At 59.0% G+C, this 12,094-nt stretch carries 13 protein-coding genes; 6 read left to right on the top strand and 7 right to left on the bottom strand.

Going from position 1 to position 12,094, the window contains the following annotated elements:
• Together ilvN and CFter6_RS07315 are read right to left on the bottom strand one after the other, a co-directional pair.
• Positions 1-492, bottom strand: coding sequence for an acetolactate synthase small subunit (gene ilvN / locus CFter6_RS07320; protein ID WP_014005248.1), 492 nt, complete (start codon positions 490-492; stop codon positions 1-3).
• A 2-nt stretch (positions 493-494) separates the two neighbouring features.
• Positions 495-2,222: an acetolactate synthase 3 catalytic subunit gene (locus tag CFter6_RS07315; RefSeq protein WP_061539369.1), complete on the bottom strand. Its 1,728-nt coding sequence runs from the start codon at positions 2,220-2,222 to the stop codon at positions 495-497.
• Between the two features lie 623 nt (positions 2,223-2,845).
• Between CFter6_RS07315 and CFter6_RS07310 the strand changes: the two genes are divergently transcribed.
• Genes CFter6_RS07310 through CFter6_RS07295 form a run of 4 tightly spaced genes read left to right on the top strand, consistent with a single transcriptional unit; the run spans position 2,846 to position 5,077 of the window.
• On the top strand, positions 2,846-3,415 hold the full coding sequence (locus CFter6_RS07310; protein WP_014005246.1) for an RNA polymerase sigma factor: 570 nt from the start codon (positions 2,846-2,848) through the stop codon (positions 3,413-3,415).
• A complete protein-coding gene (locus tag CFter6_RS07305) occupies positions 3,412-3,825 on the top strand; it encodes a DUF3619 family protein (RefSeq protein WP_061539368.1) in 414 nt (137 codons plus the stop codon). The genes CFter6_RS07310 and CFter6_RS07305 overlap by 4 nt, the downstream gene beginning before the upstream one ends.
• Complete coding sequence (locus CFter6_RS07300; protein WP_061539367.1) at positions 3,822-4,523, top strand: DUF3106 domain-containing protein; 702 nt, start codon at positions 3,822-3,824, stop codon at positions 4,521-4,523. Before CFter6_RS07305 ends, CFter6_RS07300 begins: the two co-directional genes overlap by 4 nt.
• A gap of 5 nt (positions 4,524-4,528) precedes the next feature.
• Complete coding sequence (locus CFter6_RS07295) at positions 4,529-5,077, top strand: RDD family protein (protein ID WP_082814648.1); 549 nt, start codon at positions 4,529-4,531, stop codon at positions 5,075-5,077.
• Positions 5,078-5,084: 7 nt separating this feature from the next.
• Here the strand turns inward: CFter6_RS07295 and CFter6_RS07290 are convergent, their stop codons facing one another.
• Positions 5,085-5,918 carry a ferritin-like domain-containing protein gene (locus CFter6_RS07290; RefSeq protein ID WP_061539366.1) on the bottom strand — a complete coding sequence of 278 codons (834 nt, stop codon included), beginning with the start codon at positions 5,916-5,918 and terminating at the stop codon, positions 5,085-5,087.
• A 119-nt stretch (positions 5,919-6,037) separates the two neighbouring features.
• Between CFter6_RS07290 and CFter6_RS07285 the strand changes: the two genes are divergently transcribed.
• Together CFter6_RS07285 and hslO are read left to right on the top strand one after the other, a co-directional pair.
• The gene (locus CFter6_RS07285; RefSeq protein WP_061542252.1) at positions 6,038-6,562 is read left to right on the top strand and encodes a gamma carbonic anhydrase family protein; all 525 of its coding nucleotides are present in this window, start codon (positions 6,038-6,040) and stop codon (positions 6,560-6,562) included.
• A gap of 58 nt (positions 6,563-6,620) precedes the next feature.
• Complete coding sequence (gene hslO, locus CFter6_RS07280) at positions 6,621-7,583, top strand: Hsp33 family molecular chaperone HslO (protein ID WP_061539365.1); 963 nt, start codon at positions 6,621-6,623, stop codon at positions 7,581-7,583.
• Between the two features lie 53 nt (positions 7,584-7,636).
• On the opposite strand, the gene ftsB is transcribed toward hslO, so the two are convergent.
• The 4 genes from ftsB to CFter6_RS07260 all read right to left on the bottom strand — a co-directional run bounded on the left by ftsB (position 7,637) and on the right by CFter6_RS07260 (position 12,048).
• Positions 7,637-8,011 carry a cell division protein FtsB gene (gene ftsB / locus CFter6_RS07275; RefSeq protein WP_061539364.1) on the bottom strand — a complete coding sequence of 125 codons (375 nt, stop codon included), beginning with the start codon at positions 8,009-8,011 and terminating at the stop codon, positions 7,637-7,639.
• Positions 8,012-8,130: 119 nt separating this feature from the next.
• A complete protein-coding gene (gene eno, locus CFter6_RS07270; RefSeq protein ID WP_061539363.1) occupies positions 8,131-9,414 on the bottom strand; it encodes a phosphopyruvate hydratase in 1,284 nt (427 codons plus the stop codon).
• Positions 9,415-9,528: 114 nt separating this feature from the next.
• Entirely contained in the window at positions 9,529-10,383 is an 855-nt protein-coding gene (gene kdsA, locus CFter6_RS07265) for a 3-deoxy-8-phosphooctulonate synthase (protein WP_061539362.1), read from the bottom strand.
• 9 nt (positions 10,384-10,392) lie between these two features.
• On the bottom strand, positions 10,393-12,048 hold the full coding sequence (locus CFter6_RS07260; RefSeq protein WP_061539361.1) for a CTP synthase: 1,656 nt from the start codon (positions 12,046-12,048) through the stop codon (positions 10,393-10,395).
• Positions 12,049-12,094 lie beyond the last annotated feature (46 nt).

The following is a 12,094-nucleotide window of genomic DNA, read 5'->3' as shown; positions in this document are numbered from 1 at the left end:
TTAAACTTTGAGGATGCGTTCGCCGCGGCCGATGCCGGAGCCGCCGGTACGGACGGTTTCCAGGATCGCCGCGCGGTCGATCGAATCGATGAACGCATCCAGCTTGCCCTTGTTGCCTGTCAGTTCCAGGGTATAGGACTTGTCGGTGACGTCGATGATGCGGCCGCGGAAAATGTCCGCGGTGCGCTTCATCTCTTCGCGTTCCTTGCCGACCGCGCGCACCTTGATCAGCATCAGCTCGCGTTCGATATGTGCGCCTTCGGTCAGGTCGACCACTTTGACGACTTCAATCAGACGGTTCAGGTGCTTGGTGATCTGTTCGATCACGTCATCCGAACCGCTTGTCACGATGGTCATGCGTGACAAGGTCGCATCTTCGGTCGGTGCGACCGTCAATGTCTCGATGTTGTAGCCGCGGGCGGAAAACAGGCCGACCACGCGCGACAAGGCGCCCGCTTCATTTTCCAGCAATACAGAAACGATATGTCGCATGATTACAGATCCTCCGAACCGAGCAGCATTTCAGTCAAGCCCTTGCCCGCCTTGACCATCGGCCAGACGTTTTCGGTTTGATCCGTGATGAAATTCATGAATACCAGCCTGTCTTTCATGCCGAATGCTTCCTTCAGTGCGCCGTCGACATCGGCCGGATTTTCGATCTTCATGCCGACGTGGCCGAACGACTCGGCCAGCTTGGTGAAGTCCGGCAGCGAATCCATATACGACTCGGAATAGCGCGAACCGTAATCGATCTGCTGCCATTGCCGGACCATGCCGAGGAAACGGTTGTTGAGCAAGATGATCTTCGGCGTCAGATGATATTGCTTGCAGGTGGCGAGCTCCTGGATGCACATCTGGATCGAGGCTTCGCCGGTGATGCAGGCCACGGTCGAACCGGGATTGGCCATCTGCACGCCCATCGCATACGGCAAGCCGACGCCCATGGTGCCAAGGCCGCCCGAATTGATCCAGCGGCGCGGCTTGTCGAAGCCGTAGTATTGCGCCGCCCACATCTGGTGCTGACCGACGTCGGAGGTAATGAAAGCGTCGCCGTCGGTGATCTGCCATACTTTTTGCACCACGGACTGCGGCTTGATCACTTCATTCGAATCGGCAAACTTGAGGCAGTCGCGGCCGCGCCATTCTTCGATCTGCTTCCACCAGCTGGACAGGGCTGCAGTATTTTGCCGGGTCTCGGCGGCATCCAGCTGCGCCAGCAATTCCTGCAGCACGTCCTTGACGTTGCCGACGATAGGAATGTCGACCTTGACGCGCTTGGAAATCGACGACGGGTCGATATCGATATGGATGATCTTGCGCGACACCGAGGTAAAGTTCTTCGGATTGCCGATCACGCGGTCGTCGAAACGGGCGCCGATAGCGATCAGCACATCGCTGTTCTGCATCGCCATGTTGGCTTCGTAAGTGCCGTGCATGCCCGGCATGCCGACAAACTTGTCGCTCGACGACTTGTAGCCGCCCAGGCCCATCAGGGTGGTGGTGCATGGGTAGCCCAGGCGATCCACCAGCTTGTTCAGCTCAGGCGCGGCATTCGCCAGGATCACGCCGCCACCGGCGTAGATCATCGGCCGTTCGGCGGTCAGCAGCAGTTGCACCGCTTTGCGGATCTGCCCCGAGTGGCCTTTGTCGACCGGCTTGTAGGAACGCATTTCGACTTCCTTCGGATAGTCGAAAACATGGCGGTGCATGGTGATGTCTTTAGGGATATCCACCAATACCGGGCCGGGACGGCCGGTGCTGGCGATGAAAAACGCCTTCTTGATGGTCGATGCCAAATCCTTGACATCCTTGACCAGAAAGTTGTGCTTGACGCACGGACGGGTGATGCCGACCGTGTCGCATTCCTGGAACGCGTCTTCGCCGATCGCATACGAAGGCACCTGGCCCGAAATCACCACCATCGGGATCGAGTCCATGTAGGCCGTGGCCAGGCCGGTCACCGCATTGGTGACGCCGGGGCCGGACGTGACAATGGCCACGCCAACCTTGTTCGAGCTGCGGGAATAGGCATCGGCTGCGTGGATCGCAGCTTGCTCATGACGTACCAGGATATGCTGGAATTTTTCTTGCTGGAATATGGCGTCGTAGATGTACAGCACTGCGCCGCCGGGATAACCGAACACGTGTTCGACACCCTCTTCCGCCAGGCAGCGCACGAGAATTTCCGCGCCGGTAACAGGCAGGTTCGTATCTTTGCTCATGATGACTAGATCCTTTCAAGGTCCATTGGAAATTGATCGGATGCTCTTTCCTGACGAAATGGCGCAGCGTACCAGTGCCACGGCGTCCCTTTTTTGTGCGATCACGTCATTCCGTTGCGTAGCCGTAGATACGATTCAAAATGGCGCTAAACGCTACTCGTTCGGCCGAAAATTCTGATTACGCCGTTGCCTGTTTCTCGCGCTTGTGGCACGGGTTGGAGCAAACAGCTTACAAATGTGAAGCATGCCTGTCCGTTGAACAACATCTTGAGTCGTCAGCGAAAAGGCTTGCACCCCAGGGTTCTGAAGTGGATAGCTACCATAATGCGTAGTTTCATTCTGGTCAAGCCAAATTACATCAAATCCGGGTTAAATCGTGTCTTTTGCAGTAGATTTGCCCACAACCCTCGCCTTTTTTGCTAGGATTCGGCCAGTCTGAAAATTAATCGTAAGCCATCGTTTATGAAGGCAAGGCGAACTGCGATTTCCGGGCACAGGCCAAGGGCGGCTAGCGCAAACCAGTCAGCATCGGGGCTTCCCGGACCTGACCGTGTTCCGGCCGCATAACAGAATCTTGAGAATCTTGAATCAGCAGTAGTGTATGACCCAATTCGCCGCGATGCATGGCCACCGATAAAGAACTTTCCGATTTCCTTGAAAACGTAGAACGCCGGGCTTTCAAGCAGGCGGTGTACGCCGTCCGCAAGGATGAATCCGCGCTCGACATCGTCCAGGATGCGATGATCAAGCTGGCGGAAAAATACGGCGACAAACCCGCGGCCGAGTTGCCGATGCTGTTCCAGCGCATCTTGCAGAATACGATCCACGACTATTTCCGCAGGGAAAAAGTGCGCAACACCTGGGTCAGCCTGTTTTCCAGCATGGGGCGCAACAACGCCAACGACGAAGATTACGACGTCTTGGAGACCTTCGAATCGGATGAAGATTCGCAAGCGACCGAATCCAGCGCCAACAAGCTGGAACGTGAGCAAATTCTCAACATCATCGATGAAGAAGTGCAGAAGCTGCCCGCACGTCAACGGGAAGCCTTCCTGATGCGTTATTGGGAGGACATGGATGTTGCCGAGACCGCGGCCGCAATGGGATGCTCGGAAGGCAGCGTAAAGACGCACTGCTCTCGCGCAACGCACACTCTGGCGCTTTCGCTCAAGGCCAAAGGAATCAGTTTATGAACCACAAACAAATCAATTTCGCTTTCAAGGTGCGGCATGCACTGAATGAAAACCTGGACCATTTGCCGGCCCCTACCGCCGACCGCCTGGCGGCTGCCCGCAAGGCGGCCATGGCGCGCAAGAAAAAAGATGCTCCGACCCGCGTGCTGGCGCGCCAAGGCGTGCTGGCGGGCGACGCCGGCAGCTTTTTCGGCGACCGCCTGTCCTGGCTGACGCGGCTTGGCGTCGCCGCGCCAATATTGGTCGGCATGCTGCTGCTGTCGGGTTTGTATCAATACGAACAACAACACCGGATCAACGATACCGCCGACATCGACGCCGCCGTGCTGTCGGACGAATTGCCGCCGTCGGCTTACCTGGATAACGGCTTCAGCGCTTATCTCGCCCAGCAGCAACAGCAAGACCAATGACGCCTACACCTTCCTCCGGGCTGCTGGGCAGCCGCCGCAAACGCCTGATCGGCGCCGCTTGCGCGCTGCTGGTGAGCGCCGGTGCTGCGCTGGCGGTGCTGGGGCCGCTCGCATCGACCCAGGCCGCGGCGCAGCCCGCAGCAGCGATACAGCCGGCTGTCGCAAGTATCAAGCCGGCCCCGCTCAATCCGCCCAAAATGACCAAGGTGGTAGGCATCACCGCGCCTAACTGGAATGAATTGAGCGCTGTCCAGCAGCACGTACTGGAGCCGCTGGCCGGCGACTGGAACAAGCTGAAGCCGGCTACCCGCAAGAAATGGCTGGAAATCAGCAACCGCTACGCCAGCATGACGCCGGCCGAGCAGGAAAGACTGCAGGCCAGGATGCGCGGCTGGGTAACATTGACTCCGGAACAACGCCGTATCGCGCGCGAAAATTATGCGCGCGCCAACAAGCTCGATACCGAGCAACGCGCCTTGCGCTGGCAGCAGTACCAGCAATTGTCGGAGCAGCAAAAAAAAGAGCTGGCGGAACAAGCCACGCCCAGCCACAAACGGGTGACCACGATGCCTCCGGCCAAACTCAACAAGCCTAAGCCTGCGGCGCCAGTCAGCCTGACGCCGCCGAATGGCCAGGAACAGGCTGTGGTGGCGGCTCCGACGTCGCCAGCCGCGGCGCTGACGCCCACCGCGAAATAAGCATTTTGGATCCTTCCGCAACACTCCAGCTCTCCAGCCAGCAGCAGACGCCATCGCTGAAACGCCGCTTCGGCAGCATCATGTATGAATCGATGCTGCTGTTCGGCATCCTGTTCATTTCGGGCTGGATTTTCTCGACCTTGCTGCAGCAGCGCCACGCGCTTTACCTGCGGCATGCCCAGCAAGCCTGGCTGTTCATCGTGCTGACTTTGTATTTTGTCTGGTGCTGGAGCCACGGCGGACAAACGCTGGCCATGAAAACCTGGCGCATCCAGCTGGTCAACCGCGACGGCAGTGCCGTCAAGGCTGGCCGCGCCGCCATCCGCTTCCTGCTCAGCTGGTGCTGGTTCCTGCCCGGGCTGGCGCTGGCGTGGGCGCTGGGCGCACATACCTGGATGCTGGTCTGGATCCCGGCCGCGAATTTCCTGCTGTGGGCGATGACAGTTTATCTTGATCCCCAGCGCCAGTTCCTGCATGACCGCATCGCCGGCACCAGGCTGGTCGACATGGCGGAAATCGCCAAACGCCCCGGCAAGCACAAGTGGTATCACTAAGGCGCGCTTAAGCCTGCCCCATTTGCTGTAGCAAGGCCTGCAATTCCGGCTCGGAAAAACCGGCCGCCCTCCTCGCTTCCATATTGAACGGTCCGCGCAACAGCGGCGCCTGGTGCTGTACCACCAAGGCGGCGAATGTCGGCAGCGGCTCCAGTCCGCGCGCCTGGCACAGCCAGCCATACCAGCGGTTGCCGATCGCCACGTGGCCGATCTCGTCGCGCAAGATGATGTCTATGATCGCCGCCGCTTCTTCGTCGCCGGCCTGTGCCAGCTTGGCGCGGGTGCGCGGCGATGCATCCAGGCCGCGCGCTTCCATCAGGCGCGGCACCAGCGCCATCCTGGCCAGGATGTCGTGGCTGGTTTTTTCAGTCAGTTCCCACAAGCTGTTATGCGCCGAGAAATCGCCGTAGGCAAACCCCAGGCTTTGCAAGTGCGTTGCCAGCAGGCTAAAGTGATAAGCTTCTTCCTTTGCAACGCGCAACCAGTCGGCATAATAGTCCCGCGGCATGCCGGCAAAGCGCCAGATCGCATCCAGCGCCAGGTTGATGGCGTTGAATTCGATATGCGCCAGGGCGTGGATCATGGCGGCCCGCCCTTCCACGGTAGCCATGGAGCGATGCCTGACCTCGCGCGGCGGGACCAGCAAGGGCTGCGGCGGACGCCCCGGTATGCTCGAGGCTGCATGCAGTTCGCACTGGCTATCCAGCGCCATGGCGCCGCATTCCCAGGCCGTCGCCATCGCCCCGACAACAGCCACCTTGGCAGCGACCTCGGCCTCGCACAAGCAGTGCAAGGCGGCGCGGCGCAAGTCCGCCTGAGCTGGAAAGGGTGAATGGTTCATGTTGAGAGCGGTAAAATGGCGCTACGGTTGAAAAATCGCAATATGGACCTATCTACAGGGACTGAATCAGGGCCATGCCCGGCAACCAGCATTTTACGGAGCGGATTTTACACAAATTTATGGCCATCTACCAATTGGGCGAGCATGCCCCCGACATCGCCCCGTCAGCATACATCGCGCCGTCCGCCAACCTGATCGGCAAGGTCAGGATCGAAGCCGACGCCAGCGTCTGGTTCGGGGTGACTATCCGCGGCGACAATGAACTGATCACGGTCGGCCAGGGCAGCAATGTACAGGAAAGCTGCACCTTGCATACCGACATGGGTTTTCCCCTGACGCTGGGCAAGAACGTGACCGTCGGCCACCAGGCGATGTTGCACGGATGCACGATTGGCGACGGCGCCTTGATCGGCATCCAGGCGGTGATCCTGAACGGCGCCAAGATCGGCAAGAACTGCCTGGTCGGCGCCGGTGCGCTGGTCACCGAAGGCAAGGAATTCCCGGACAACTCGCTGATCATCGGCAGCCCGGCCAAGGCCGTGCGCACCCTGAGCGAGCAGGATGTAGCAGCGCTGGCCGGCAACTCCGCGCATTACATACAACGCGGGCAGGAATACAAGGACAGCCTGAAGCTAATCGGGTGACAGGCAGCAGAGCAGTATTGAAGTAATAAATTAGAAGTAATACACCGGCGGAAAAAATATGGACGTAACAAAGATGACGAATGGCGGCGACGCACACGGCGATTCACTGCAAAAATTCATGGTGGAGAACGCCGCCGTGCGCGGCGAGCTGGTGGAGCTCTCTTCCACCTGGCAGCAAGTGCTGGTGCACCGCAACTATCCGGCGCCGGTCAAAACCTTGCTGGGCGAAATGATGGCGGCCGCGGCCCTGCTGTCGGCTAACCTGAAATTCAATGGCGTCATTGTCATGCAGATCCACGGCGACGGTCCTATCCGGCTGCTGGTGGCCGAGTGCGATTCGCAGCTGCAGATGCGCGCCACCGCCAAACTGGCGCCGGATGCAGTGATCGACGCCGACGCCACCATGTCGCAACTGGTCAACCTGAACGGCCAAGGGCGCTTTGCGATTACGCTCGACCCGCTGGACAAGATGCCCGGCCAGCAGGCTTACCAAGGCATCGTGCCGCTGGATGGGGAGAATGTCGCTACCGTCATTGAAAACTACATGCTGCGCTCGGAACAGCTGGACACCAAGCTGTGGCTGGCCGCCGACGACAAGGTTGCGCGCGGCTTGCTGCTGCAGAAACTGCCGAACCACGGCGGCATCGATGTGCCTGTCAACGATGAGCTGGAAACATGGAACCGTTTCCTGGCGCTGGGCGGCACCCTGCGTCCGGAAGAAATGCTGTCCACAGACATCCAGACTTTGTTGCGCCGCCTGTTCTGGGAAGAAACCATCCGTGTTTTCGAACCGCAGCAGCCCCGCTTCCAGTGCAATTGTTCACGCGAAAAAGTCGGCAACATGCTGAAGATGCTGGGCCAGCCTGAGATCGAGGAAGCGCTTGCGGACCTCGGCAAGCTGGCGGTGGATTGCGATTTCTGCGGCCAGCATTATGAATTCGACAAAGTCGATTGCGCGCACTTGTTCGCCAGCGCGGCGCCGGTTGAAGCGCTGCTCCCTACCGGCAGCAGCAAACATTAAGATTGGAGTATGGGCGCTGCGAACAGCATGGGCGCCCTGCTGGTTAACGAACGTTAGCGCTCTGGTTTCTTTTCTGTCGGCACGGCGACCGCCACGGTCTTTTCCACCGCTGTCAACGCCGCATTGGGCGGCGCCGGCGCATCGGCCGGATTGCCGTTCGGATCGAGCACCTGGATAAAAATCTCGTCCTGCTTGATCATGCCCAGCTCAGTGCGCGCCCGCTCTTCGACCGCACCGGTGCCTTCTTTCAAATCGTGTACTTCCGAATCCAGCTTGGCGTTGCGAGCCTTCAGCTCGTCGATCTTGTCATGCGCCGCATGCACCTGCTGGTCCATGTCCCAGACGCGCAGCCAGCCGCCCTTGCCTAGCCACAGTGGGTACTGGACAAGCAGCAGTAGGACGGTCAGGAAAATGGCAATTAAACGCATCGTGTCAAGATTGACTCTACTGTCTTATCAAATCAAACGTAGGGTGGGCAAGTTTTTTTGCCCACGCGGCAGTGGCTGCATCCGCGTGCCCACAAGTGCCCACCCTACTCCTTGCGCAATTACTTCAGATTGTAAAACGCGCCACGGCCCGGATAGCTGGCGATGTCGCCCAGGTCCTCTTCAATGCGCAGCAGCTGGTTGTACTTGGCCATGCGGTCCGAACGCGACATCGAGCCGGTCTTGATCTGCAAGGCGTTCATGCCAACCGCGATATCAGCGATGGTCGAATCTTCGGTTTCGCCCGAACGGTGCGAGATTACTGCGGTGTAGCCGGCGCGCTTGGCCATTTCAATCGCAGCGAAAGTTTCGGTCAAAGTGCCGATCTGGTTGATCTTGATCAGGATCGAGTTGGCGATATCCTTGTCGATGCCTTCTTTCAGGATCTTGGTGTTGGTGACGAACAGGTCGTCGCCTACCAGCTGGATCTTCTTGCCGAGTGTTTCGGTCAGCAGCTTCCAGCCGTCCCAGTCGTTTTCCGCCATGCCGTCTTCGATGCTGATGATCGGGTACTTGTCGCACCACGACGCTAGCAAGCCAGTGAACTGGGCGCCGGTCAGGGTCATGTTTTCGCCGGCCAGGACGTAGCTGCCGTCCTTGTAGAATTCGCTGGCGGCGCAATCCAGGCCGAGGGCGATCTGGGTGCCTGGTTCATAGCCCGCGGCTTCGATTGCCTGGATGATCAACTTCAGCGCTTCTTCGTGGCTGGCCAGGTTAGGCGCAAAGCCGCCTTCGTCGCCAACCGCGGTCGACAAGCCCTTGTCGTGCAGGATTTTCTTCAGCGCATGGAACACTTCGGCGCCGTAGCGCACGGCTTCGCGGAAACTCGGTGCGCCAACCGGGATGATCATGAATTCCTGGATATCCAGGTTGTTGTCGGCATGCTCGCCGCCGTTGATGACGTTCATCATCGGCACCGGCATCTGCATCGCGCCGCTGCCGCCGAAATAACGGTACAGCGGCAGGCCGGCTTCTTCAGCTGCAGCCTTGGCCACCGCCATCGATACCGCCAGCATGGCGTTGGCGCCCAGGCGGCCTTTGTTTTCGGTGCCGTCGAGATCGATCAGGGTGCGGTCCAGGAACGCTTGTTCGCTGGCGTCGAGACCCATGATGGCTTCGGAAATTTCAGTGTTGATATGCTCGCAGGCTTTCAAAACGCCCTTGCCGCCGTAACGGCTCTTGTCGCCGTCGCGCAGCTCGATCGCTTCGCGCGAACCGGTGGACGCGCCGGACGGCACGGCCGCACGGCCCATGACGCCGGATTCCAGCAGGACGTCGCATTCGACTGTCGGATTACCACGCGAATCAATGATTTCGCGGCCAATGATGTCAACGATTGCACTCATGTATTTCCCTATCAAATAAAAATATGCGCGATATTAAAACCATTTGCAGGAACAGACTTCACGCGCAGCCACTTGCTTGTATAGCGGCAGCGATATATTCCATCCCTCAAGCAATCAACCGAAATTGCTTTCGATAAAGCCATTCTTCTTGACGACCCGGTCCAGGTCTATCATGGTCGACAACAATTCTTTGATACGGTTCAGCGGCACCGCATTCGGTCCGTCCGATTTGGCTTCGGCAGGGTTCGGATGGGTTTCCATGAACACGCCCGAGACACCCACGGCAATCGCAGCGCGCGCCAGCACCGGCACGAATTCGCGCTGGCCGCCGGAAGTGCTGCCCTGGCCGCCCGGCAACTGCACCGAATGGGTAGCGTCGAACACCACCGGACAACCGGTTTCGCGCATGATCGCCAGCGAGCGCATGTCGGACACCAGGTTGTTGTAACCGAACGAGGCGCCGCGTTCGCAGGCCATGAAATTATCTTCGTCCAGGCCGGCTTCGCGCGCCGCGGCACGGGCCTTGGCGATGACGTTGATCATGTCGTGCGGCGCCAGGAACTGGCCCTTCTTGATATTCACCGGCTTGCCCGATTGGGCGCAAGCGTTGATGAAATCGGTCTGGCGGCACAGGAAAGCCGGCGTCTGCAAGACATCGACTACTGCTGCCACCGGCTTGATTTCATAAATTTCATGGATATCGGTCAACACCGGCACGCCGATTTGCGCTTTGACTTCAGCCAGGATCTCCAGCCCTTTTTCCATGCCGAGGCCGCGGAAAGAAGAGCCGGAAGAACGATTCGCCTTGTCGAAAGACGATTTGTAGATGAAGTTGATGCCCAGCTCGCTGGTGATCTCTTTCAGTTTCCCGGCAGTGTCGAGCGCCATCTGGCGCGACTCGATCACGCACGGACCGGCGATCAGGAAAAACGGCTGATCCAGGCCGATGTCAAAGCCACAAAGTTTCATGTTCTTTCCTTACGCTGCAGTTGCAGTATTAGCTTGCTTGTGCGCCAGCGCAGCCTTGATGAACGAAATAAACAGCGGATGGCCGTCGCGCGGAGTCGATTTGAATTCCGGGTGATACTGCACGCCGACATACCAAGGATGGGCATTCTCGCCGCTGCGCGGCAATTCCATGATTTCACACAAGTCTTCAGTCGGGGTGCGGGCCGACACCACCAGGCCCGCTGCTTCGATGCGGTCCAGGTAATGGTTGTTGGCTTCGTAGCGATGACGATGGCGTTCGGTCACGGTCGGGCCGTAGATTTCGGCGGCCAGGGTGCCGGCCTTGACGTCGCAGGTCTGCGCGCCCAGGCGCATGGTGCCGCCCAGGTCGGAATTGACGTCGCGCAGCTCTACCTTGCCGTCATGGTTCTGCCATTCGGTGATCAGGGCCACTACAGGCTGGTCGGTCTGTGCATCGAATTCGGTCGAATTGGCGTGCGGCAGGCCAGCCTTGTTGCGTGCATATTCCAGCAGCGCGACTTGCATGCCCAGGCAGATACCCAGGTAAGGGATCTTGTTTTCGCGAGCAAAACGCGCAGCCGCGATCTTGCCTTCCACGCCGCGCTTGCCGAAACCGCCAGGCACCAGGATCGCATCGTATTTGGCCAGCGGGCCTGTACCGGTGGCTTCGATTTCTTCCGAATCCAGGTATTCGATGTTGACCCGGCTGCCGGTATGGATACCGGCGTGACGCAAGGCTTCCGTCAGCGATTTGTACGATTCGGTCAGGTCGACGTATTTGCCGACCATGCCGATGGTGACTTCGTAGGTTGGATTTTCCAGCGCGTGCACCAGCTTGGTCCAGACCGACAGGTCGGCCGGCTTCGGCGACAGGCCGAGCTTTTCGCAGACGATCGCGTCCAGGCCCTGGTCGTGCAGCATTTGCGGAATCTTGTAGATGGTGTCAGCGTCCCACACCGAAATCACGGCATCGCCCTGGACGTTCGAGAACAGGGAAATCTTGGCCCGTTCGTCGTCCGGGATCGGACGGTCGGCGCGGCACAGCAAGGCATCCGGCGAAATACCGATTTCGCGCAGTTTCTGCACGCTGTGCTGGGTCGGCTTGGTCTTCAGCTCGCCGGCCGACACCAGGTAAGGCACCAGGGTCAGGTGGACGAAAGCCGCCGCCTTGCGGCCGGCGCGCAGGCTCAGCTGGCGCGCCGCTTCAAGGAAGGGCAAGGATTCGATATCGCCGACGGTGCCGCCGATTTCCACCAGCGCCACGTCGAAACCTTCGGCGCCGCGATAGATGTAATCCTGGATCTCGTTGGTGATGTGCGGAATAACCTGCACCGTCTTGCCCAGATATTCGCCGCGGCGCTCCTTGCGGATCACCGATTCGTAGATCTGGCCGGTAGTGAAGTTATTCACCTTCTTCATCTTGGCCGTAATGAAACGCTCATAGTGGCCAAGATCGAGATCTGTCTCCGCGCCATCGTCGGTCACAAACACTTCGCCGTGCTGGAACGGGCTCATGGTGCCTGGATCGACGTTGATGTACGGATCGAGTTTAAGAAGGGTGACTTTAAGGCCGCGCGATTCCAAAATCGCGGCGAGAGAGGCGGCTGCAATCCCTTTACCAAGGGAAGAGACAACGCCGCCGGTAACAAATACAAACTTAGTCATTACAGAAGGTGCCGAACGGCACATGCGGGAAATTCGAATTATACAT

Source organism: Collimonas fungivorans (genome assembly GCF_001584145.1).
GTDB classification, from domain to species: Bacteria; Pseudomonadota; Gammaproteobacteria; order Burkholderiales; family Burkholderiaceae_D; genus Collimonas; species Collimonas fungivorans.
This window is presented reverse-complemented; position numbering and strand designations above follow the sequence as displayed.